General features: G+C 69.3%; 21 protein-coding genes and 1 pseudogene. 11 read left to right on the top strand and 11 right to left on the bottom strand.

Annotated elements, in window-relative coordinates:
• Positions 1 to 30: 30 nt before the first annotated feature.
• Together ACVDFE_RS04035 and radA are read right to left on the bottom strand one after the other, a co-directional pair.
• Entirely contained in the window at positions 31 to 561 is a 531-nt protein-coding gene (locus ACVDFE_RS04035) for a hypothetical protein (protein ID WP_360385311.1), read from the bottom strand.
• 233 nt (positions 562 to 794) lie between these two features.
• Complete coding sequence (gene radA, locus ACVDFE_RS04040) at positions 795 to 2,201, bottom strand: DNA repair protein RadA (protein ID WP_360385309.1); 1,407 nt, start codon at positions 2,199 to 2,201, stop codon at positions 795 to 797.
• A 160-nt stretch (positions 2,202 to 2,361) separates the two neighbouring features.
• On the opposite strand from radA, the gene ACVDFE_RS04045 reads away from it, so the two are divergent.
• Positions 2,362 to 2,793 (top strand): hypothetical protein, encoded by a 432-nt coding sequence (locus ACVDFE_RS04045; protein ID WP_360385307.1) that lies wholly within the window; start codon positions 2,362 to 2,364, stop codon positions 2,791 to 2,793.
• Positions 2,794 to 2,859: 66 nt separating this feature from the next.
• Here ACVDFE_RS04045 and ACVDFE_RS04050 read toward each other — a convergent pair whose 3' ends face one another.
• Positions 2,860 to 3,612 carry a hypothetical protein gene (locus ACVDFE_RS04050; protein ID WP_458429610.1) on the bottom strand — a complete coding sequence of 251 codons (753 nt, stop codon included), beginning with the start codon at positions 3,610 to 3,612 and terminating at the stop codon, positions 2,860 to 2,862.
• Positions 3,613 to 3,866: 254 nt separating this feature from the next.
• Between ACVDFE_RS04050 and ACVDFE_RS04055 the strand changes: the two genes are divergently transcribed.
• Genes ACVDFE_RS04055 through ispF form a run of 3 tightly spaced genes read left to right on the top strand, consistent with a single transcriptional unit; the run spans position 3,867 to position 5,551 of the window.
• The gene (locus tag ACVDFE_RS04055; protein ID WP_065915127.1) at positions 3,867 to 4,355 is read left to right on the top strand and encodes a CarD family transcriptional regulator; all 489 of its coding nucleotides are present in this window, start codon (positions 3,867 to 3,869) and stop codon (positions 4,353 to 4,355) included.
• A gap of 39 nt (positions 4,356 to 4,394) precedes the next feature.
• On the top strand, positions 4,395 to 5,087 hold the full coding sequence (gene ispD, locus ACVDFE_RS04060; RefSeq protein WP_458429611.1) for a 2-C-methyl-D-erythritol 4-phosphate cytidylyltransferase: 693 nt from the start codon (positions 4,395 to 4,397) through the stop codon (positions 5,085 to 5,087).
• Complete coding sequence (gene ispF / locus ACVDFE_RS04065) at positions 5,084 to 5,551, top strand: 2-C-methyl-D-erythritol 2,4-cyclodiphosphate synthase (protein ID WP_458429612.1); 468 nt, start codon at positions 5,084 to 5,086, stop codon at positions 5,549 to 5,551. The genes ispD and ispF overlap by 4 nt, the downstream gene beginning before the upstream one ends.
• On the opposite strand, the gene ACVDFE_RS04070 is transcribed toward ispF, so the two are convergent.
• Complete coding sequence (locus ACVDFE_RS04070) at positions 5,548 to 5,826, bottom strand: DUF6191 domain-containing protein (RefSeq protein ID WP_458429613.1); 279 nt, start codon at positions 5,824 to 5,826, stop codon at positions 5,548 to 5,550. The genes ispF and ACVDFE_RS04070 overlap by 4 nt on opposite strands.
• A 26-nt stretch (positions 5,827 to 5,852) precedes the next feature.
• Here ACVDFE_RS04070 and ACVDFE_RS04075 point away from each other — a divergent pair.
• From ACVDFE_RS04075 to ACVDFE_RS04100, 6 genes and pseudogenes are all read left to right on the top strand, one after another.
• Positions 5,853 to 6,173, top strand: a pseudogene (locus tag ACVDFE_RS04075) (TIR domain-containing protein); the annotation flags it as partial.
• A gap of 673 nt (positions 6,174 to 6,846) precedes the next feature.
• Entirely contained in the window at positions 6,847 to 7,470 is a 624-nt protein-coding gene (locus ACVDFE_RS04080) for an HAD family hydrolase (RefSeq protein WP_458429614.1), read from the top strand.
• Positions 7,467 to 8,861 carry a cysteine--tRNA ligase gene (gene cysS, locus ACVDFE_RS04085; RefSeq protein ID WP_458429615.1) on the top strand — a complete coding sequence of 465 codons (1,395 nt, stop codon included), beginning with the start codon at positions 7,467 to 7,469 and terminating at the stop codon, positions 8,859 to 8,861. The genes ACVDFE_RS04080 and cysS overlap by 4 nt, the downstream gene beginning before the upstream one ends.
• 5 nt (positions 8,862 to 8,866) lie before the next feature.
• Positions 8,867 to 9,838: a 23S rRNA (guanosine(2251)-2'-O)-methyltransferase RlmB gene (gene rlmB, locus ACVDFE_RS04090; protein ID WP_360385290.1), complete on the top strand. Its 972-nt coding sequence runs from the start codon at positions 8,867 to 8,869 to the stop codon at positions 9,836 to 9,838.
• Between the two features lie 570 nt (positions 9,839 to 10,408).
• A complete protein-coding gene (locus ACVDFE_RS04095; protein ID WP_360385288.1) occupies positions 10,409 to 11,635 on the top strand; it encodes an MFS transporter in 1,227 nt (408 codons plus the stop codon).
• 253 nt (positions 11,636 to 11,888) lie between these two features.
• Complete coding sequence (locus tag ACVDFE_RS04100) at positions 11,889 to 13,310, top strand: GGDEF domain-containing protein (RefSeq protein ID WP_360385286.1); 1,422 nt, start codon at positions 11,889 to 11,891, stop codon at positions 13,308 to 13,310.
• A 426-nt stretch (positions 13,311 to 13,736) separates the two neighbouring features.
• Here ACVDFE_RS04100 and ACVDFE_RS04105 read toward each other — a convergent pair whose 3' ends face one another.
• The 7 genes from ACVDFE_RS04105 to ACVDFE_RS04135 all read right to left on the bottom strand — a co-directional run bounded on the left by ACVDFE_RS04105 (position 13,737) and on the right by ACVDFE_RS04135 (position 20,818).
• A complete protein-coding gene (locus ACVDFE_RS04105) occupies positions 13,737 to 14,561 on the bottom strand; it encodes a metal ABC transporter permease (RefSeq protein WP_458429616.1) in 825 nt (274 codons plus the stop codon).
• Between the two features lie 43 nt (positions 14,562 to 14,604).
• Positions 14,605 to 15,396, bottom strand: a complete 792-nt coding sequence (locus tag ACVDFE_RS04110; protein ID WP_360385282.1) for a metal ABC transporter ATP-binding protein — start codon at positions 15,394 to 15,396, stop codon at positions 14,605 to 14,607.
• Complete coding sequence (locus ACVDFE_RS04115; protein ID WP_458429617.1) at positions 15,393 to 16,337, bottom strand: metal ABC transporter solute-binding protein, Zn/Mn family; 945 nt, start codon at positions 16,335 to 16,337, stop codon at positions 15,393 to 15,395. Before ACVDFE_RS04115 ends, ACVDFE_RS04110 begins: the two co-directional genes overlap by 4 nt.
• 98 nt (positions 16,338 to 16,435) lie before the next feature.
• The gene (locus ACVDFE_RS04120; protein WP_360385278.1) at positions 16,436 to 17,530 is read right to left on the bottom strand and encodes an ABC transporter ATP-binding protein; all 1,095 of its coding nucleotides are present in this window, start codon (positions 17,528 to 17,530) and stop codon (positions 16,436 to 16,438) included.
• Between the two features lie 151 nt (positions 17,531 to 17,681).
• A complete protein-coding gene (locus ACVDFE_RS04125) occupies positions 17,682 to 18,578 on the bottom strand; it encodes a sugar ABC transporter permease (protein WP_360385276.1) in 897 nt (298 codons plus the stop codon).
• Between the two features lies 1 nt (position 18,579).
• Complete coding sequence (locus ACVDFE_RS04130; protein WP_458429618.1) at positions 18,580 to 19,497, bottom strand: carbohydrate ABC transporter permease; 918 nt, start codon at positions 19,495 to 19,497, stop codon at positions 18,580 to 18,582.
• A 61-nt stretch (positions 19,498 to 19,558) separates the two neighbouring features.
• On the bottom strand, positions 19,559 to 20,818 hold the full coding sequence (locus ACVDFE_RS04135; protein WP_360385274.1) for an extracellular solute-binding protein: 1,260 nt from the start codon (positions 20,816 to 20,818) through the stop codon (positions 19,559 to 19,561).
• Positions 20,819 to 21,038: 220 nt separating this feature from the next.
• Here ACVDFE_RS04135 and ACVDFE_RS04140 point away from each other — a divergent pair, with 220 nt between their 5' ends.
• Complete coding sequence (locus tag ACVDFE_RS04140; protein WP_458429619.1) at positions 21,039 to 22,076, top strand: LacI family DNA-binding transcriptional regulator; 1,038 nt, start codon at positions 21,039 to 21,041, stop codon at positions 22,074 to 22,076.
• Positions 22,077 to 22,150: the final 74 nt, after the last annotated feature.

Consider the following 22,150-nt stretch of genomic DNA (forward strand, 5'->3'; position numbering starts at 1 on the left):
TTCTTCGCAAGTGCCGCCGCGGCCGTGCTCCTACGGCCGCGGCGGCACTTTTTCGATGACCGTCGCCGTCCCCGGTGACCGGCCCAGCAGCGAGATCCGGTCCCCCTTCGCCAGGTGCGCCCAGGCCGTGGGGACGAACGGGCGCAGGCGGGCCGTGGCGCGTTCCCCGGCGTACAACGTCGGCTTGGACTCGATCCACAGCGCGGCGACCCGTTCGTCGCCGGTCAGGTCCCAGGTCGGGCGCTGGTTGCGCGCTTCCAGGGGCTCCGCGTCGTGCGCGAGCGTCAGCTGCACCCGCAACAGGCCTTGGATCGACTCCACGCACCGCCACTGGAACCAGGCCTCGTCCTGGTCCAGCTCCGTCGCCGCCTCCGCGAGGAGGGCCCAGAAGCGCGGCGTCTGCCAGGTGTTGCCGGGGTGGTCGCCCAGGAGGTCGAGGACCAGGTCCCACTCCTCGTGGTCGAGGTAGTCGAGCAGGTCCTCGGACCGCACGTCGGCGGGCACCTGCGCGGCGGCCAGGCGCAGCAGCTCGCCGACCTCGTGGTCGTGTCTCCCCAGCACGGGGGGTATTCGATCACCTCGGGTGGGTGGGGGTGATGGCGTCCCCCGGTTGCGGTGACGGATGCCGGTTCGGCGTAGGCCGGTGGTTGCGGTGGGTGGTCGTGTTGCGGTGGGCAACCTCGCCTCTGCGCGGTCTCGCCCGAGGCACCCCGAACGCCGCGCCCGCGAGACGCTCAGCGGTGCGATCGGTGCGATCGGTGCGATCGGTGCGATCGGTGCGATCGGCTGCGGGGCTAGTCGTCGTCCTCCGGCTTGTCCTTGCCGCCACCGCCACCGCCGCTGCGACGGCGGTTCAGGCCCAGCACCTCCAGCGCCGACACCAGGTCGTTGGCCACCAGCGCGCGCACGCCGTCGGGCAGGGGGCCGTGGTCCGGGGGGACGAGGGCCTTCTTGAAGCCGAGGCGCGCGGCCTCCTGGAGGCGTTTGCCGACGCCGTTCACGCGGCGGATCTCGCCGGCCAGGCCTACCTCGCCGAGGACCACCAGGTCCGCGGGCAGGGCGATCTCGCGTTCCGCGGAGGCCACGGCCAGGACGACGGCCAGGTCGGCCGCGGGTTCCACGAGGCGCATGCCGCCGACGGTCGCCGTGAACACGTCCTTCTGGAACAGGTTGACCTTGCCGCGCTTCTCCAGGACCGCGAGGGCCATGGAGATGCGGGCTGAGTCGAGGCCGCTCACCGCGCGGCGGGGTGCGGGGAGGTTCGTCTTGGCGACCAGGGCCTGCACCTCGCCGAGCATGGGGCGCTTGCCCTCGACGATGACGGTGACGCAGGTGCCCTCCACGGCCTTTTCGCGGCGGGTCAGGAAGAGGCCGGAGGGGTCGGGGACGCCGACGATGCCGTCGTCGCGCAGCTCGAAGCAGCCGACCTCGTCGGCGGCGCCGTAGCGGTTCTTGATGCCGCGCAGCAGGCGCAGGGACGAGTGGCGGTCGCCTTCGAACTGCAGGACCACGTCCACGAGGTGTTCGAGGACGCGGGGGCCGGCCACCGAGCCGTCCTTCGTCACGTGGCCCACCAGGACCACGGGCAGGCCGCGTTCCTTGGCCATGGCGATCAGGCCGGACGCGACGGTGCGGACCTGGGTCACGCCGCCGGGCACGCCCTCCACGCTCACCGTCGACATGGTCTGGATGGAGTCGACGATCAGCATCGCCGGTTTCACCGCGTCGACCTGGCCCAGGAGCGCACTCAGCTCCGACTCGGCGGCCAGGTACATCTCGGGGTGGAGGTTGCCGGTGCGTTCGGCGCGCAGGCGGACCTGGCCCGCGGACTCCTCACCGGTCACGTAGAGGCAGCGGCCGTGGGACTCGGCCCAGCGGTGCGCGGTCTCCAGCAGCAGGGTCGACTTGCCGACGCCCGGTTCACCCGCCAGCAGCACGACCGCGCCGGGCACCAGGCCGCCGCCCAGGACCCGGTCGAACTCGCTCACGCCCGTCGACAGGGCGCGGGCGGACTCGATGTCCACCTCGCCGATCGGGCGGGCCGTCGACGTGGGGGCGCCGGCCACCACGCGGGTCACCGACGCGGTGCCGCGTTCCTCGATGCTGCCCCACGCCTGGCACTCGGGGCAGCGGCCGAACCACTTCGCCACCTCGTGCCCGCACTCGGCACAACGGAAGATCGGCCGCGCTGTCTTCGCCACGGGTCGAACGGTAGAGCACGGCACCGACAGAAAACGGAAGACCCAGCTCAGAGGGGGTTGCAGAAGAAACTTCCAAGATTCTTCTGCAGGCTTGTCGATCCGGAGTGGTGGCCGTTCGACGCATCAGTGGAAGGACCCGACAGCCACCGAGGAGACCGCAATGACCACCACCACCGCGACCCGCCCCGCCACCAAGGTGAACGCCGGCCGCTACGCCACCGCCGTCACCCGCGTGCTGATCGGCCTGCTCTACACCACGACCGGCTTGAACGGGTTCCTGAACTTCATGCCCGCACCCGATCCCAGCACGCTCGCGGAGGCGGGGGTGAAGTTCAGCGGGGCGCTCTACGAGACGGGCTACATGCTGCAGCTGACCTCGGCCACGCAGCTCGTGGCGGGCCTGCTGCTCGTCGTCGGCCGGTTCGTGCCGCTGGCGCTCGCGCTGCTCGCTCCGGTCGTGGTGAACATCTTCCTGTTCCACGTGTTCCTGGAGCCCAGCGGCCTCGTGACGGCGCTCGTCGTCGTCGCCGCGGAGATCGGGCTGGCGTGGGCCTACCGCGACCGGTTCCGCCCGATGCTCCAGGCGCGCTGAGAGCCCCCGGAACGCGAACGCCGCCCTGGGCAGGCCCGGAGCGGCGTTTCGGCGTTCAGCAGCGACTCAATGGCCGCCGTCGTGGCCTTCGCTGACGCGCTTGTGGTCCGAAGGCGCGACCGGCACCTCCAGCGTCACGGAACCGGCCTTCTCGAACAGGAACGTCAGCTTCACCGTCTGCGCGGCGGTCACGTCCCTGTTCAGCTTCTTGAGCGTGCAGCGGATCTGCAGCACCTCGAGCGACTGGTCGTGCGCGGCCGACGACGAGGTCGGCGACACGGACGACGAGCCCGACGGGCTGCCGGAGGACGACGCGGCCGACGAGGACGCGACCGAACCGGAGGTCGGGGCACCCGAGGACGGCGAGCCGGTGGTCGACGGCGCACCCGAGGACGGCGCACCCGACGACGGGGTCAGCGACACCGACGAGGACGACTGCGACGACGAGGACGGCGACGAGGTCTTGGACGGCGCGTGGGACGCGTCGTACTCGGCGCGCAGCGCGTACTGGGCCGGGACGTCCTTGCTGCCGACGATCTCCAGCTCGGACCCGGAGGCCTCTGACTTGATCGACAGCAGCTTGTCCGGGTCGTTGCCGGTGTTCGCGATGACGAACGTCAGCGGCACGTCCTCGCCCTCGCGGTACCGGTTGCCGTCCGGCGGGAAGGCCAGCATGGCGTTGCGGACCGCCATCGGGCCCGCGTTGCCGCTCGCACCGTCGACGGCGGCGACCTGGGTGTCGGTCTGGGTGATCTGACCGGCGCTGCAGCCGACCGCCACCAGGCCGAGGCCCGCGGCCAGCGCTGCCGTCACGATCATCCGGCGAGACACTCCTGAGTTCACGGCTCCAGCGTCCTTCCTAGGGAACAACCACCAGGCAAAGAGCCTAACCGGGGCCCGGAAAGCCGACTCGACGTGGTGCCAATCGATCTTGTGTGGCCGCTACGTTGCACGCGAACAGGTGGTTTGTCAACCCCCCGCGCGGCCCTGACCAGCGCTAACGGATCATCGAGCGGCGTGGGAAGGGTTGCCGGACGTGTTAGGATGGAGGAAGCGAAAGGGGCAGAGGACACATGGTTTTCAAGGTCGGAGAGACCGTCGTCTACCCGCACCACGGTGCCGCTCTCATCGAAGCAATCGAGACCCGCGTTATCAAGGGCGAGGAGAAGAAGTACCTCGTCCTCAAGGTGGCGCAGGGCGACCTCACCGTTCGGGTTCCCGCTGACAACGCCGAGATCGTCGGCGTGCGTGACGTTGTCGGCCAGGAGGGACTCGACCGGGTCTTCGAGGTCTTGCGCGCTCCCCACACCGAGGAGCCGACCAACTGGTCTCGGCGGTACAAGGCCAACCTTGAGAAGCTCGCCTCCGGCGACGTGAACAAGGTTGCGGAAGTGGTGCGCGACCTCTGGCGGCGCGAGAAGGATCGCGGTTTGTCCGCCGGCGAGAAGCGGATGCTGGCGAAGGCGCGGCAGATACTGGTCAGCGAGCTGGCGCTGGCCGAGGGCACCGACGAGGACAAGGCCGAGGTCCTCCTCGACGAAGTTCTCGCCACGGCCTCGTAGTTCTCGGCAGAACACACTGAGCATCGGATAACGCCGCACATGAGTGTTGTCGCGCTCGTGCCTGCGGCAGGGCGAGGTGAGCGCCTGGGCTACGGAATGCCCAAGGCGCTGGTACCGGTCAACGGAACACCGCTGTTGACCCGTGCCGTTCAGGGCCTGTTCGCGTCGGGTCAGGTCCAGCACGTCGTCATCGCAGCTCCACCGTCCGATGTGGACCAAGTGCACACCGCTACCGCCTCGCTGGCCCCGGCCGGCGGGGCGGTGCACGTGCTTTCAGGGGGCTCCGAACGCACCGACTCGGTGCGCCTCGCCCTCGACCACGCGCTCCGCGTGGTGCCCGACACCTCCATCGTGCTCGTCCACGACGCCGCTCGTGCGTTCACCCCTCCCGAGGTCATCGCCGGGGTCGTGGCCGCTGTGCGCGACGGTCACGACGCCGTCGTCCCGGTGTTGCCCGTCGCCGACACGATCAAACAGGTGGACGAGGTCGGAGTGGTCGTCTCCACGCCCGACCGTGCCGGCCTGCGGGTCGTGCAGACCCCGCAGGGTTTTCGCGTCGACGTTCTCAGAGCCGCCTATGGCTCCGGTGTCGCCGCGACTGATGACGCAGGTCTTGTGGAGAAGAACGGTGGCGAGGTCCACACGGTTCCCGGCCACGCGCACGCCATGAAGATCACCACGCCGTTCGACCTCGCGGTCGCGGCGGCACTGTTCGCGGGGGAACGAGAGTGAGAATCGGCCAGGGCGTCGACGTCCACCCGATCGAGGCAGGCCGTGAGTGCTGGGTCGCCGGGCTGCTGTGGGAGGGCGTGGACGGCTGCGCGGGCCACTCCGACGGTGACGTCGCCTCCCACGCGCTGTGCGACGCGCTGCTCTCCGCCGCGGGTCTGGGCGACCTGGGCGCGGTCTTCGGCACGTCGGACCCGCGCTGGTCGGGCGCTCACGGTGTGGTGCTGCTCACCGAGGTCCGCCGGCTCGTCGAGGAGGCCGGTTACCGTGTGGGAAACGCCACAGTGCAGGTGATCGGCAACGCGCCGCGCATCGGCAAGCGCCGTGAAGAGGCGCAGGACGCGCTGTCCGCGGCCGTCGGCGGCCCGGTGTCGGTGACCGGCACCACGACGGACGGCCTGGGTCTCACCGGTCGCGGCGAGGGCATCGCGGCGATCGCCACGGCACTGCTGGTGCCCGTCCCCTAGTCCGGCAGCCTGAGCACGGCCGTGCCGCCGTCCAGGTCGACCCGGCTCCTCGGCGGCGCCGCGTCGCCTTCCTCGTCGCGCAGCTGCCGCTCCTCCTTGCGGAACTCGACCTCGTCGCGCTTGCCCGGCTCGAACGTCGCGCCCAGCTCCCCGATGCCCGCGGTGGCCATCGGCGTGCCCCTCCTGCGGCGCACCACCCGTTCGACCACCGCCAACACGAACAGGGCCGCGACCAACGCCGGCAGGGACAGCGCGAAGAGGTAGCCCGGGCTCATGAACGGAGAACTTCCCGCCGGACGTGATGGTTCCCACCACTAGAGTTCGCGCGGTGACCAAGTACGACGTCTGCCTGTCGTTCGCCGGCGAGGACCGCACCTACGTCGACGAGGTGGCCCGCCACCTCAAGGAGCTGGGCGTCAAGGTCTTCTACGACGACGACGAGCAGGTCGACCTGTGGGGCAAGAACCTCACCGAGTACCTCGACGAGGTCTACCGCAAGGAGTCCCGCTTCTGCGTCATGTTCGTCTCGCGGCACTACGCGGCGAAGATGTGGACCAAGCACGAGCGCCAGAGCGCGTTCGACCGGGCCATGACCCAGGACGACGAGTACGTGCTGCCGGTGCGCTTCGACGCCACGGAGCTGCCCGGCCTGCGCACGGGTGTCGGCTACCTCGACGCCGCCAGGGTCACCCCCCGGCGGCTCGCCGAGATGGTGGCGAGGAAGCTCGGCACCGCCACCCCGCCGCAGCGGGCGGAGGGCTGGGAGTACGCCCTGTTCGCGGACACCGTGCGCGCGGGTCTGCGCGGGTTGCAGAGCAAGCGGGTCGACCACGACATGGCGTTCGCGAGGAACGTCCGCACGTTCACCACGGACACCGAGGCGCTCGACTACTTCGCGGCCCGCACGCGCGCGTTCGACAACATCATCAACGCCATCGCCGAGGTCCTGTCCCCGCAGCGGCAGCTGCTGGCGTTCGGAGCGAACGGCCACAGGGGCGACGAGGAGAAGATCACCCGGCTGGCCACGATGTTCGTCGAGGTCTACGACAACCTGCTGACCTGGGCCGCCGAGCTGCGCGGCACCGCCACGCCGGAGAAGTTCCGCCCTCTCTACGCCGCGACCGCGCGGCTCGCCGACCAGCCGCTGGCACAGATCGACGAGTTCGTGCGCCGGTTCGCGGACGCGCGCGGGTCCGGTGAGCTGCGGCTGACCATCGACTACGACCCGGCCGAGGTCGAGGCAGAGCTGCACAAAGGTCCAGACCAACTAGCCCGGCGGCACGTAGAGTCGCGGCGTGACGATCCGCGCCGCTCTCTTCGACTTCTCCGGCACGCTCTTCCGGCTCGAGCACCCCGGGCTGGAGTCCAACGGCGACCTGATGCGGGCGCTCACCGCACCGGTCGGGATCGCCGACGGCGTGGACCCCGAGCTGGCCGACGCCTGGTACCGCCGCGACCTCGACCCCGAGGTCCACCGCTGGGTCCACGTGAAGGTGCTGCGCGACGCGCTCGTGCCGGACGCCGAGGCGTTCTACGAGCAGCTCATCTCGCCCGAGTCGTGGCGGCCCTACCCGGACGTGAAGGCGACGCTGGAGCACCTGGCCGACGTGCCGGTCGCGGTCGTCAGCAACATCGGGTGGGACATCCGGTCCGTGTTCGAGCTGCACGGGCTGACGCACCTGGTGGACGAGTTCGTGCTCTCCTACGAGGAGGGCGTGGTCAAGCCGGACCCGAAGATCTTCACCACCGCCTGCGAACGGCTCGGCGTCGCGCCGGCGAACGCCGTGATGGTCGGCGACAGCGCTGAGGCGGACGGCGGAGCGGAAGCCGTCGGTTGCTCCTTCCGGCTCGTCAATCCGGTTCCGACGAGTGACCGGCCCACTGCGCTCCTGGATGTGGCCCGTACCATTCCCGTGTGAGCCTCCACATCTACGACAGCGCGAGCCGGAGCATGCGGGAGTTCCACCCGCAGGTCAACGGAACGGCGTCGATCTACGTGTGTGGGGCGACCGTGCAGGGCGTCCCGCACATCGGGCACGTCCGCAGCGGCCTGAACTTCGACGTGCTGCGGCGCTGGCTGGGGCGTGACGGCGCCGACGTCACGCTGGTCCGCAACGTCACCGACATCGACGACAAGATCCTCACCAAGGCCGCGGCGAACGACCGGCCCTGGTGGGAGTGGGCGTACACGCACGAGCTCGCGTTCGAGAGCGCCTACGACGCGCTGGGCTGCCTGCCGCCGTCGTACGCGCCGCGCGCGACCGGGCACGTCACGCAGATGGTCGACCTGATGCAGCGGCTGATCGACAAGAACCACGCCTACGACGTCGACGGCGACGTCTACTTCGACGTGCGCTCGTTCCCCGAGTACGGGGCGCTGTCCGGGCGCAAGATCGACGACCAGCAGCAGGGCGAGACCGAGGTCCGCGGCAAGCGCGACCCGCGCGACTTCACGCTGTGGAAGGCCGCGAAGCCCGGTGAGCCGTCCTGGCCGACGCCGTGGGGCAACGGCAGGCCCGGCTGGCACCTCGAGTGCTCCGCGATGGCCACGACGTACCTGGGCAGCACCTTCGACGTCCACGGCGGCGGGCTGGACCTGATCTTCCCGCACCACGAGAACGAGCAGGCGCAGTCGCGCGCGGCCGGTGACGGCTTCGCGAACTACTGGATGCACAACGCCTGGGTGACGATGTCGGGCGAGAAGATGTCGAAGTCGCTCGGCAACGTGGTGTCGATCCCGGAGATGCTGAAGCTCGTCAGCGCGGCCGAGCTGCGCTACTACCTGGTCGGCCCGCACTACCGGTCGAACATCGAGTATTCCGGGGACGCGCTGCAGGACGCGGTGGCCGGGTACCGGCGCGTCGAGTCGTTCCTGCGCCGCGCGGTGGAGAGGCTCGGTCCGATCGACCTCGCGGGTCTCATGTGCCCCGACTTCGTGGCGGCCATGGACAACGACCTGGGCACCCCGCAGGCGCTCGCCGCGCTGCACAACAAGGTGCGCCAGGGCAACACCGCGCTCGCCGACGGCGACGACACCACGGCCCGCGAGGCCGCCGAGTGCGTCCGCCGGATGGCCGACATCCTCGGCGTCGACCCGTTGTCGCCGAAGTGGAACAACGCGTCGTCCGCCGACACCGGCATGCGGCAGGCGTTGACCACGCTGGTGGATCGACTGCTCGTCGAGCGCCAGGAAGCCCGCAAGACCAGGGACTTCGCGCGCGCTGACGCGTTGCGCGAGCAGCTGGACGAGGCGGGCATCGCCGTCGAGGACACCCCCGACGGTCCGCAGTGGACTTTGAAGGACGACTGACTTCCGTGGCTGGCAACTCCAAGCGCAAGGGCGCGATGCGCAATCCGGGCTCGAAGAAGGGCGCGGTCGTCGGTTCCGGCGGGCAGAAGTCCAAGGGGCTGCAGGGCAAGGGTCCGACCCCGAAGGCGACGGACCGCCCGAACCACCCCGCCTACAAGCGGGCCAAGGCGGTCGCGAAGAGCGACGCGGTGAAGACGCAGCGCCGCCAGAAGACCGAGAAGGCCCAGGCCGAGACCGTGGCCGGCCGCAACCCCGTCGTGGAGTGCCTGCGTGCGGGCACGCCCGCGACGGCGCTGTACGTGGCGCTGGGCATCGACGCGGACGACCGCGTGGCCGAGGCCGTGCGCCTGGCTGCCGACCGGGGCATCTCCGTGCTGGAGGTGGCCCGCGGTGAGCTCGACCGGATCACCGGTGGCGCGATGCACCAGGGCCTCGGCCTGCAGGTGCCGCCGTTCGAGTACGCCACGCCGAACGAGCTGCTGGAGCAGGCGCAGCGCTCCACCCAGCCGCCGTTGCTGGTGGCGCTGGACGGTGTGACGGACCCGCGGAACCTGGGTGCGGTCGTGCGGTCCGCGGCGGCGTTCGGTGCCCACGGCGTGGTGCTGCCGCAGCGGCGCAGCGCGTCGATGACCGCGGTTGCCTGGCGCACCAGCGCGGGCACGGCGGCGAAGCTGCCGATCGCGATGGCCACCAACCTGACGCGCACCCTGCGTGACTGGGCTGAGGCCGGTCTGATGATCGTCGGGCTCGACGCGGACGGCGACGTGGACGTCGACGGCCTCGAACTGGCGACCGGTCCGCTGGTGGTCGTCGTGGGCTCGGAGGGTCGCGGTCTCGGGCGTCTCGTGAAGGAGACCTGCGACCAGACGGTGTCCATTCCGATGGCCACGGGCGTGGAGTCGCTGAACGCCTCCGTCGCCGCCGGAGTGGTGCTCGCGGAAGTGGCGCGCCGTCGCCGGGTCGCGGCCAAGGGCTGACGCAAGTCCCTGCCACGTCACGAAAAGACGGCTCGGCAGTCGACGTCAATGATCATTTTCCCGCTCGCGGACCCACGCCGGCCCGCGAGCGGGAAAACGTTCTCGTTTAACTGTTGCCAGCCACTTGCGGGTGACCGCGATGACAATCGGCGTGGCCTATTACGCGGGTACTCCCGAGCGCGGGTACCTTCGCATCTGTTCCTTTGTTGCCGCACCCGCCGGGAGTCGGCGGACGACGGTTGGAGCTGATTGCACCGGTTGGTCGAGCCGGTGAGGACCGATTGGCACCACGCGACACGTTGCGTGACCATTTGGGCTCCAACCAGGCGAATCCGAGGTCAACTGTGAAGAAGATCAGGCCTGCGTTTCGCTATTGTAACTACTTTAGGTAACTGGCCTGCTCCGTTTAGGTACACACTGTGGTAGGACAGACGTTGAACGGTCAGGCAGCTTCTACCGTGATTGTCGATAGGAATTGATTACCACCGGCGGGGGCGACGTGACTCGGCGTAGAACGAATCAGGACGAGCTGATTCGCCACGGCCGGGCCGCGACGCGCCGAGGACACGCATGACGACCCGAGGCGCGCTCCGCGAGCTCGTGGGTTTGCGTGAGTTCCGCGCCATGTGGATCGGCTCCACCGCTTCGACCGCCGGTGACCAACTCGCCGCGGTCGCATTGTCGCTGCTCGTGTTCGAACGAACACAATCCGCAGCGTGGACCGCGCTCACCTGGTCGTTGACGCTCTTCCCGCCGCTGATTTCGGGTCCGTTGCTCGGCTGGGTCGCCGACCGGTTCCCGCGACGCACGGTAATGGTGACGACGGCCTGGATGCAGGCCGTGCTCATGGCCGCGATGGCGATTCCCGGCATGCCGCTGTGGGCGATGATCGTGTTGCTGGTCGTGGTGCTGGCGATTTCCTCGCCGTACCTGGCGGCCCAGGAGGCGAGCCTCCCGCACGTGCTGCCGGCCAAGCGCTACGACGACGGTGTGGCGCTCTTCGGCACGTCCGTGGACATCGCTCAGATGGCCGGGCTCGCCGCCGCAGGTTTCCTCGTCGCCCACACGAACCCCGGCATCGCGCTGGCGATCAACGCCGTGACGTTCGCCGCCCTGGCGATCCTGGTGCAGGTGTCGGTCGAGCACCGCCCTGCCGCGGACCCGCTGGGACGCAAGAAGAAGGACGACGAAGAGCCGCGCGGCGTGCTCACGTTGATGGTGACGGAGCCGCGGCTGAGGACCCTGCTGGGCGTCCGGCTGCTGGCGGGACTCGCGATGGTCCCGGAGGGCCTGGCGGTGCCGCTGGCGGCGAGCCTGGACGCGGTGTGGGCGGTGGGCCTGATCCTCGCGATCGAGCCGGCCGCGAACGTGCTCGGCGTGGCGTTGCTGTTCCGCATCGTGCGGGACCCGGCCAAGCGGGAACGCCTGATCGGTCCGCTCGCGATCCTGTCGCTGGCGCCGTTGATCATGTTCGCGTTCAACCCGAACCTGACGTGGACGATCGTTTTGTTGGTCATCGCCGGTATAGGCGGGGCTTATCACACACCCGCTCGTTCGGCGTGGATGCGACTACTTCCCGACCAGTACCGCGGAAGGGCCTATGGCATTGGGCGCGCGGCACTGCGTTCGAGCCAGGGCGGCGGAATGGCGCTGGCCGGTGTCGTCGCCCATTCGGTCGGTTCGATCACAGCAACGATCGCGGGCGCGGGGGGCATCGGGTTGCTGCTGGCGACACAGGCCACCTTCGCCTGGCGCCGGGCGCGGCGTCGCGCGGACAGCAAGACGGTGGCAATCTGAAACAGAACGGTCACCAATAGCGATATCCCGATCGAGGAGGCACCTCAAACGCGGAGGTTCCGGGCGGAAGCATTGAGGAGGGTGGTGTTCAGAAGTCACGGTTGCTCATGGCAGGACACCTCCTCGTTGCGACGAGCAGCAGCGCGGTGGTCTACGACCGGGTCAGCAGCGGCTTGCTCATGATGTGTCATGAGCGTAGGGGGTCGTGGTGAAGAACAGTTTGACTGATCGCGGGCGATCGCGGGCACTCGGCTTGACTCCGATTCGCAACTGGGACCTTTGGACCGTTGCGCCCAGCGCGATCGCGTACTTCTTCGTGCTCGAAGCCGCGGTCACCGGCGCCGCCATCTGGCTGCTGACGAATCTCACCCCGGTCGCCACCACGGACTGGCTGCGCTTCGGCGCGCTGATCGCCGCGATCACGATCCACCTGACGATCGTCCGCAGAGCCGAGGAGGCCCGCCGCAACGAGGCCTCCGGTCCCCACATCGACCTGACGTCGGTCTGGACGTTCGCCGCCGCGGTCGCCCTCCCCGGTGGCCTCGCGGTGGTCGCCACGATCTGGATGCGCATCCTGATCCAGCCGATCGCCCGCCGCCAGCCGTACCGCTTCGTCTTCGGCACCGCCTCCATGCTGGCCTCCACCCTGCTGTCGTGGGCGCTCGTGCACCTCTCGGGTGTCTCGCTGGCCGCGACCGGAAACGTGCCCACCGACCTCGGCCTGGTCCTGGTCCTCGCGATAGCCGCCCTCGTGTACTGGTTCGTCCAGGTGATGACCGTGGCGGTCGCGTTCAAGATCGTGACCCCGAACTCGAAGGTCTTCGAGTTCCTCGGCTCCCGCGTCGACAACATGCTGGAGATGAGCACGCTCGGCGCGGGCGCGATGCTCGGCATGCTCATGACCTCCCACTGGGTCGGCCCCCTGCTGCTGGTGGTCCCCGTGATCTTGGTGAACGCACTGTTGTCCCGGGCGGCTGAGCGCCGCACGCATCTCGAACGACTCCTGCGCGAACAGGAGCAGCTCCACCAACGCCTCGCCGCCGATGCGCACACCGACTACCGCACGGGCCTGCTGAACACGAACGGCCTCGCCGAGTACGCCGGCCGCCTCGCCGAACGCTGCCGCCTCGACGGCGTCCCGATGACCGTCCTCGTCATCGACCTCGACCACTTCAAGCGCATCAACGACACCTGGGGCCACCCCGCGGGCAACGCGGTCCTGGCCGAGGTCGGCCGCATCCTGCGCGAAAAGCTCCGCCCCGGCGACGTGGCCGGCCGCGACGGCGGCGAGGAGTTCGTCGTGGCCCTGAAGGACACCCCGGTCGCCCAGGGCGTGACGATCGCCGAACGCATCCGCGAGGCCATCGGCCGTCTCGCCGTCCCGACCACCGACAAGCACCGCAACGTGGTGACCCTCTACGGCCGCGAGATCCAACCCTCGGAGCCCGACGGCGACTCGCTGCGCGCCATCTCCGCGTCCATCGGCGTGGCCGTCATCCCGGACAACGGCCCGGACATGGCGACCGCGCAGCACTCCGCGGACGCCGCCCTGTACAAGGCCAAGGAGAACGGGCGCAACCAGGTCCGGGTGGCCGGGCTGGACATTCCGCCGCGGTTGATGCCAGCTCCTCGGGCGGACGACGTCACGAAGCCCATCACGTCACGTTCGGCCTGAGCCGCGTTCGGGCTGGGTCGCCGCTTCGCCGGGTGCCTGCGCGCTCTGGGCGAGGCACGGTCCGAGCACACCACGGTCCGAGCAACCACGGTCTGGGCCGAGACCGCCTGAGCTCGGGGCAGCCGTCATGCCCGTGGCGTCTCACACCCATGGCGCCTCGTGCCCAGTGGCACGCCCTCACGCCCGCGACCCCATGCCCGCGACCTCACGCCACGGCCCCGGACCGCGCGACCCGATCATCCTGCCTGCCGAACCCTCAGCACTCGCTGATTCTCGTTCCCATGAGAACCCCACGTTCCCCTGCCGCCTCCCCCGCGCTTCCTTCCTCACGGGGCGAAGACGACCATGCTTTCCGGACATCTATCAGACGACGATCGAGGCAAATCCGGACAGGATTCACCCGTTCGAGCGACAGCCCGCGGCCTGTCACGCAGCCCGCGAAACCCCGGTCCGCACAGCCCCGATCCCACGACAGACCAGGTAGATCACGAAGCTCACCGCCGTGACGAGCGCCGACACCGGCAGCCCGGGTTGCAGCGACAGCAGGATTCCGCCCACCGCGGCAACCTCGGCGAACACGACGGACAGCACGATCGCCCGCACCGGTGACGCGGTCAGCCGCATGGCCGCCGCGGCGGGGGTGATCATGAGGGCCAGCACCAGCAGAGCGCCCACGACCTGCACCGACAGCGCCGTCGCGACGCCTATGAGCACCGCGAACACGATCGACAGGCCGCGGACCGGCACGCCGCGTGCGACGGCCACGTCGGGGTCGACCGAGGCGAAGAACAGGGGGCGGTAGATCACCGCCAGCACGGCGAGGACGGCTGCGGAGGAGATGACCAGCAGTTGCAGGTCGGTCGAGTCGACGCCGACGATCTGGCCCACCAGCAGGCCGAACTTGTTCGACGAACGTCCTTTGTAGAGGGCCAGCATGAGGATGCCCATGCCGAGGCCGAAGGCGAGGATCGCGCCGATCACCGAGTCGCGGTCGCTCTCGCGGCGGGACAGCACGCCGAGGAGCACCGCGGCGATGATCGAGCCGGCCAGTGCGCCGTAGCCGACGCCGACGCCGAGCAGCAGGGCCGCTGCGCCGCCGGTGAAGGCGAGTTCGGAGGTGCCGTGGACGGCGAAGGCCATCTTGCGGGTCACGATGAACGGGCCCAGTGCGCCCGCGACCAGGCCGAGGACCGCGGCGGCGATCAGGGCGGTCTGCACGAAGTCCAGGGCGAGGAGGTCGAAGAAGGTCACGACGCGGCTCCCGCCGACGAACGGGTGGAGGACGAGGAGGCGGTCACGACGCGGCCCCCGCCGACAGGTGGTGGGTCTGTTCCTCGCAGGCGCCGGCGCCGACGACCAGGATCTGGTCGCGCACGCGCACGACCTCGACCGGTGTGCGGTACAGCTCGGACAGGGTCGCGGAGGTCATGACCTCTTCCGGGGTGCCGATGCGGAAGCGGCCGCCGACCAGGTACAGGACCCGGTCCACGAGCGGGAGGACCGGGTTCAGCTCGTGCGTCACGAAGAGGACGGCGGTGGCGGCTTCGCGGCGGCGTTTGTCGATCAGCTCGCTCACCACGCGCTGGTTGGCGAGGTCGAGTGAGAGGAGTGGCTCGTCGCAGAGCATCACGGTGGGGTCGCCGACGAGGGCTTGGGCGACGCGCAGGCGTTGTTGTTCGCCGCCGGACAGCAGGCCGATCGGGGAGTCGGCGTAGCGGGTGGCGCCCACGGACTCGATGGCCGCGTCGACGCGGATGCGGCGGGCGGCGCGACCTCGTACGCCCAGGCCCCAGCGGTAGCCGTCGAGGCCCAGGCCGACGAGGTCGCGGCCGCGCAGCGTCATGGACTGGTCGAGCGCTCGCTGCTGCGGGATGTAGCCGATGGCGCGGTTGCCGCCGTTGACCTCGACCGTGCCCGAGGACAGCGGTTGCAGGCCCAGCAGCACGCGCATCAGGCTCGTCTTGCCGGAGCCGTTCGGGCCGAGCACCGCGAGGAACTCACCGGGTTCGACGTCGAGGTCGAGGGAGTCCCACAGCACTCTGTCCCCGTAGGACAGCCGGGCGCCGCGCAGCGAGATCGCGGTCATGCCTTGAGCGCCTGCGAAAGGGCGTCCACCTGCTTGCTCATCCAGTCAAGGTAGCCGGTCGTTCCCGCGGGCAACGTCTCGGTGACCTCGACGACGGGCACACCGGCCGCCTTGGCCTTCTCGACGAGCTGCTTGGTGACGTTGTTCTCGGTCTGGGTGTTGTTGATCAGCACGTTGACCTTCTTGCCCTCGACCAGCTGGTTCATCTCGGCCAGCGCGGCGGCGGGGACGTCGGACTCCTCCTCGACGGCCTTGCTGAACGCCTCGGGGGTCGCGTCCTCGGCGCCGGCCTCGTCGAGCAGGTAGTGGGCGATCGGTTCGGTGGCGGCGACCTTCTTGCCGGCGCCGACGCCCGTGACCTTCTTCTCCAGGTCCTCCAGCGCGGCGGTGAACTTCTGGGTGTTGCTCTCGAACGTCGCCTTCTTGTCCGGTGCGAGCGCGCTCAGCTCGTTCGCCGCGGCCTCGGCCACGGCCTGGACGGTGTGCAGGTCGTACCAGACGTGCTCGTTCTCGCCGTGCTCGTGGCCGTGGTCGTCCGCGGCGGGCGCCTCGGAGGTCGTGGTGGCGGTGGAGGTGGCCGGCTCCTCGGCGTGGCTGTGCTCGCGCAGCGGGAACGCCTCGACCTTCTTGGTGGCGTCGCTGGTGATCAGCTTCGCGAAGAAGTCGTCGTAGCCGCCGCCGTTGAACACGACGAGCTTGGCGTCCTTGACCAGTGCGGCGTCGGCGGGCTTGCTCTCGTAGGAGTGCGGGTCGGCGCCGGGGTCCTCCAGCAGCGCCTTGACCTCGACCGCGTCACCACCGACGGCGGCGACGACGCTGCCCCAGACGTTGGTGGAGGTGACCACCTTGATCTTGCCGTTGTCCGCGGCCGGCGTGGTCGTGCCGCAGGCTGCCAGGCTCACGACGGCGAGAGTGCCGACCAGAGCGTTGCGGAGAGTCATCACGCCGTCCCTCGATCAGGTAATGGAAACCGTTGTCGAGTTCAGCTTACGACATGAAAAAGCCCCCGGCGGTCACGCCGGGGGCCTTCGCGTGTGACTCACGCCTCCAGGCGGTCGCCCGTCTCGGGGTGGAACAGGTGGATCTCGCTGTGGTCGCGCACGGCGACCTTGACGTGCTGGCCCAGGGTGGGCGGCGTGCGGCCGTCGACGCGGACGACGAAGCGCTGCGACGAGTCGCCGATCTTCACGGCGCCGTGCACGAGCGCGTCGGCGCCGAGCTCCTCGACCAGCTCGACGGTCATCTCCATGCCCTCCTCGCCCGACGGCACGATGCCGAGGGCCTCGGGGCGGATGCCGAAGGTGACCTCGTCCAGGCCACCGGCGGCGGCGATCGCGTCACGCGAGAGCGGCACGATGACGCCGTCGAGCTTCGCGCCCTCGGACGTGATCGGCACGGTCTTGAGGTTCATGGCCGGCGAGCCGATGAAGCCCGCGACGAACGCGTTGGCCGGGCGGTCGTACAGCGCGCGCGGGGTGTCGCACTGCTGCAGCAGGCCGTCCTTGAGCACGGCGACGCGGTGACCCATCGTCATGGCCTCGACCTGGTCGTGCGTGACGTAGATCGTGGTGGTGCCGAGGCGCTGCTGGAGGGCGGCGATGTTGGCGCGGGTCTCGACGCGGAGCTTGGCGTCCAGGTTGGACAGCGGCTCGTCCATGAGGAACACGGAGGGCTCGCGGACGATGGCGCGGCCCATGGCGACGCGCTGGCGCTGACCACCGGAGAGCGCCTTCGGCTTGCGCTCCAGGTACTTGGTGAGGTCGAGCATCTTGGCGGCCTCTTCGACCTTCGCCTTGATCTCGGTCTTGTTGACGCCGCGGAGCTTGAGCGCGAAGCCCATGTTCTCGGCGACGGTCATGTGCGGGTAGAGCGCGTAGGACTGGAACACCATGGCGATGTCGCGGCCCTTCGGCGGGACGTTCGTGACGTCCTTGCCGCCGATGTGGATGGCGCCCTCGTCGATGTCCTCGAGGCCGGCGAGCATGCGCAGCGCCGTCGACTTGCCGGAACCGGACGGGCCGACGAGCACCAGGAACTCGCCGTCAGCGACCTCGAGCGACAGCTCGTCGACCGCGCGCACCGGCGGGTTGCCGGAGAACACCCTCGACGCCTTGACGTAGGACACCTCTGCCATGTGACGCACCTTTCACCGCTTGTCTGGGCGCGACGTTATGCATTGCAAGCGCTTACGGGAATGGCCGTAAGCGCTTGCGTTGCGCGAGTTCGCAACGCAAGCGCTTACGTCCGACAGCATGGATGAGCGCGCTCTCACGCGCCGCCCGCGGTCAGCCCTTCACGGCACCGGACGCGAGCCCGGTCACCAGGAACCGCTGCACCAGGTAGAACACGACGATCGCCGGGATGGCGACCAGGATGGACGCGGCCGCGAGGTGGCCCCACTCGGTGCGGTTCTGCTGCACGAACACCTGCAACCCGACGGCCAGGGTCTTCGACTCGTCCGCCGCCGACAGGAACGCCGACGCGAACGCCACCTCGCCCCACGCCGTGAGGAACGCGTAGAACGACGTCACCGCGAGGCCCGGCTTGGCCAGCGGCATGATCAGCCGCCAGAACACGCCGAACGGCGACAAGCCGTCCACGCGGCCGGCCTCGTCGATGTCGGCGGGGACCGTGTCGAAGTAGCCCTTGAGCATGTACGTGCAGAACGGCACCGCGGTGGTGCAGTAAACGAGCACCAGGCCGATGGTGGAACCGTTGAGCCCCAACGCGATCAGGATGTTGTAGAGCGGCACGATCAGGACCGCGAACGGGAACATCTGCACCAGCAGGAACGACATCATCAGGCCGCGCTTGCCGGGGAACCGGAAGCGCGAGGCCGCGTAGCCGGCGGTGGCCGAGATGAACACGCCGAGCACGGTGGTCAGCAGTGCGATCACCACGGAGTTGCCGAACCAGGCGAGGAAGTCGCCCTTCTCGCCGGCCAGCACGCGGCTGTAGTTGTCGAACGAGGACTCGTTCCACAGCTTCGGCGTCGGTTCGACGGCGCGGGCGTCGGGCTTCAACGAGGTGACGAACACCCAGAAGATCGGGAACACCGAGATGACCGACGCGGTGATCAGCGTGGCGTGCAACAGGATCGAGGACCCGGCGGAGCGGTCCGACCGGCTCAGGCGGCGTTCGGGGGCCTTGACCACCTGGAGGGACGAAGCATCGAGCGTCACGTCACCACACCTCGCCCTGCTTGCGCAGTGCCCGCCGGTAGACGGCGGCGAACACCAACAACACCGAAAGGATCAGCACGCCGTAGGTCGACGCGATGGCGTAGTCGCGGGACGCGCCGGAGAAGAAGCGCTCGAACGCGTAGGTCACCAGGATGCGGGTGTTCGGGTTGGGGCCCGCCACCAGGTAGATCACCGGGAACATGTTGAACGTCCAGATGATGCCGAGCAGGATCACCGTGGACGACACCGAGCGCAGGCCGGGCAGGGTCACGTGGCGGAAGCGCTGCCACGGCGTCGCGCCGTCCATCTCCGCCGCCTCGTAGAGGTCGCCGGGGATCGACTGCAGGCCGCCCAGGAGCGCCACCATCATGAACGGCGTGCCCAGCCAGACGTTGACCATGATCACGGACACGAGGGCCCAGTCGGACTGGCCGAGCCAGACCGGGTCGGGCAGGCCGACGGCGCGCAGGACCTGGTTGATGATCCCGTACTGCGCGTTGAACATGTACTTCCAGGCGAACGCGCTGATGAACGCGGGCACGGCCCACGGCAGGATCAGCAGCACGCGGTAGAGCGAGCGGCCCTTCACCTGGCGGTTGAGCAGCATCGCCAGGCCCAGGCCGATGGTGTAGTGGAAGAACACGCAGGCGAACGTCCAGATCAGCGTGCGGACCAGCGTGCCCCAGAAGGCGCCGTAGGAGTCGCCGCCGGACAGGACGTTGAGGTAGTTCTTGAAGCCCACCACGTCGTAGGACGCGGCCCGGTCCAGGACCGGGTTGGCGATGTTGCCCTCGTTGATGTTCGTGAAGGTGAAGAACACGCCCTGCGCGAGCGGGTAGAGCACCAACACCGCGATGACCACCACGACCGGCAGCACCATCGCATACGCGTACCAGTACCGGTCCAGGAACCGACGCACCGATCTCCTCCGAACCCCAGGCGGACGGCCGGGGCGGAAGGCCCCGGCCGTCCAACACCAATCAGCCGATCGAGTACTCGGTGACGACCTGCTCCTTGTACGCCTTGGCGACGTCGTCGAGAGCGGCCTTCGGCTCCTTCTTGCCGGCGAGGACGTCGGCGTAGGCGATCTTCAGCGGGTCGAACAGCTGGCCGCCCTCGGGGATCCAGGCGCGCTCGTGCGCGACCTTGGTGACCGGCTCGAACGCGGAGACGACGGCGTTGGCCTTGACGTCGGCGTTCTGGTAGGCCGACTTGCGGGTCGGCAGCAGGCCCAGCTCCTTGGCGATGGCGGCCTGCGACTCGGCCGACGCCATGCACTGGACGAACTTGATCGACGACTGCTTCGCCTTGGTGCCCTGGCGGATCGTGTAGTCGTGGCCGCCGACCGGGGCGCTGCCCTTGCCCGCGGTCGGGCCGGGGACCGGCGCGATGCCGAGGTTGGCCGGGTCGGTGAACGCGGTGCCCTTGAGGTAGTCGGCCACCGCCCACGGGCCGTTGATCACCATGGCGGCGTCGCCGCTGGAGAACGCGGCCTGCATCGTGGTGTAGGAGTTGCCGGCGTCGAGCGAGGTGAACGCGGCCTTCGAGTCGAGCAGGCCCTTCGCGGTCTGCAGCGCCTTCACGTTCTTCTCGGAGTTGACCACGATCTTCTTCGCGGAGGCGTCGACCAGGTCACCGCCCTCGCCGTAGATGAACGGCAGCGCGTAGTACGCGTCGTTGTTGAGGAAGAACGCCTTCTCGCCGCCCAGCTTGGCGGCCGCTGCCTTGAGCTCGTCCCACGTCTTCGGCGGTTCGACGCCCGCGTCGGCGAGCTTCTTCTTGTTGTAGAGCAGCGCGAGGGAGTCGGTCACCTGCGGCACCGCGTAGGTCTTGCCCTCGAACTTCGTGGAGCCCAGCGGGGCCTCCAGGAAGTCGCCGGTGTCCTTCGCGAGGTCGGTGTCGGAGAGGTCGGCGACGTAGCCCAGCTTGGCGAGCTGCGGCACCCAGGCGACCTCGGCGCGGAAGACGTCGGGGCCCTGGCCGCCCTGGGCTGCGGTCTTGTAGTTCGCGAGCGCCGTGTCGAACGCCTGCGTCTCGACCTTGACCTTGTAGCCGCCCTTCGAGGCGCAGTCGTTCGCGATCTTGGCGAACGCGGGGCTCTCGTTGGGGCCACTGGTGTCCCAGAACGTCACTTCGCCCGAGTCGGATCCGCTGTTGCTGCTCGATCCGCCGCTTCCGCAGGCGGTGAGCACGAGGGCGACACCCGTCGCCATGGCGGTCACGAGGGTTGTCCGTCGCATCGTTGCTGCCGTTCCCTCCAGCTGGGGCCTCGACTCCGAGCGAGACGAGGTGTTGCAAGGTTTTGCGAGAATGTTGCGGGCGATTTCACTACCCGAACCATGGTCAGGTCAAGACGTCGACCGTAACCAAGCCGTAACGGCCCCGTCCCGTGAACCGTCATTGCAAAATTTTTCTGGACACGGCAGGCTTGCGCCGACCCAAGCTGAGCAGGGAGGCAACGTGTCCGGACTGTCCGAGATCGCCAGGGCAGCCGGGGTGTCCATCTCGACCGTCAGCCGAGTGCTGAACCGGCGGGCGGGCGTCAACGACGAGACCCGCCAGCGGGTGCTGTCGGTGCTCGCGGAGATGCCGTACACCCCGCGCGGACTCGGCGCGTTGCAGCGCACGGGCGTGATCGGCCTGCTGGTGCCGGAGCTGTCGAACCCGGTGTTCCCGGCGTTCGCGGAGGCGCTGGAGACCCGCGCCGCGCGGCTGGGCTACTCCTCGCTGCTGTGCAACACCCGCAGCGGCGCGCCGATGGGCGAGGAGGAGTACGTCCGGATGCTGCTCGCCCGCGGGGTCGAGGGCATGGTGTTCGTGTCACCGGAGATCACCAACGTCGAGGTCCCGCTCGGGCAGGCACCGCGGCCGAGCTACTACGCGAAGCTGCTGGCCGACGGCGTGCACATGGTGTTCCTGAACGGCGCCACGCCCGCGCTGGACGTGCCCGACGTGACGGTGGACGAGCAGATGGCCGGTTACCTGGCCACCAAGCACCTGATCGACCTCGGGCACGAGCGGATCGGGTTCGTGTCGGGGCCGGCGCGGTCGCTGCCGTCACGGCTCAAGCGCGCCGGGTGGGCCGCCGCCCTGGAGGAGAACCACCTGCCGGCGGGCTCGGAGTACGTGGCGCACGGGCCGTTCAGCGCCGAGGGCGGTGGCGAGGCGGTGGCGCAGCTGCTCGACACGGTGGCGCCGACCGCGGTGATCTGCTCGTCGGACCACATGGCGCTGGGCGTCATGCGCGAGGCACACCAGCGGGGGATCGCGGTACCCGATCGGCTGTCCGTCGTCGGGTTCGACGACATCCCGCTGGCTGCCTACTCCTCGCCCGCTTTGACGACGCTGGCGCAGCCGATCGAGGAGATGGCGGCGGCCGCGATCGACGAGCTCGTGCAGCGCCTGGACCCGGATCGGCGCAGGCAGGGCAACGACAACTACACGCGCGTGTTCCGGCCGCGGCTGGTCGTGCGGGAGTCGTCAGCGGCCCCGAAGTGAGACACCCGGCGGGGGATATTGGTCTGGACCAAATTCTGAACAAGCCAGATGGGACGACCAGCGCGGATGCGTCA

This window comes from Lentzea chajnantorensis, assembly GCF_054300775.1.

Bases quoted from the DNA above. Each gene is read 5' to 3' on its own strand.
- ACVDFE_RS04045 (WP_360385307.1), top strand. From the start codon at position 2,362: ATGACCACCACCACCGCGACCCGCCCCGCCACCAAGGTGAACGCCGGC.
- ACVDFE_RS04050 (WP_458429610.1), bottom strand. From the start codon at position 3,612: ATGATCGTGACGGCAGCGCTGGCCGCGGGCCTCGGCCTGGTGGCGGTC.
- ACVDFE_RS04055 (WP_065915127.1), top strand. From the start codon at position 3,867: ATGGTTTTCAAGGTCGGAGAGACCGTCGTCTACCCGCACCACGGTGCC.
- ispD (WP_458429611.1), top strand. From the start codon at position 4,395: ATGAGTGTTGTCGCGCTCGTGCCTGCGGCAGGGCGAGGTGAGCGCCTG.
- ACVDFE_RS04070 (WP_458429613.1), bottom strand. From the start codon at position 5,826: ATGAGCCCGGGCTACCTCTTCGCGCTGTCCCTGCCGGCGTTGGTCGCG.
- ACVDFE_RS04095 (WP_360385288.1), top strand. From the start codon at position 10,409: ATGACGACCCGAGGCGCGCTCCGCGAGCTCGTGGGTTTGCGTGAGTTC.
- ACVDFE_RS04110 (WP_360385282.1), bottom strand. From the start codon at position 15,396: ATGACCGCGATCTCGCTGCGCGGCGCCCGGCTGTCCTACGGGGACAGA.
- ACVDFE_RS04115 (WP_458429617.1), bottom strand. From the start codon at position 16,337: ATGACTCTCCGCAACGCTCTGGTCGGCACTCTCGCCGTCGTGAGCCTG.
- ACVDFE_RS04120 (WP_360385278.1), bottom strand. From the start codon at position 17,530: ATGGCAGAGGTGTCCTACGTCAAGGCGTCGAGGGTGTTCTCCGGCAAC.
- ACVDFE_RS04135 (WP_360385274.1), bottom strand. From the start codon at position 20,818: ATGCGACGGACAACCCTCGTGACCGCCATGGCGACGGGTGTCGCCCTC.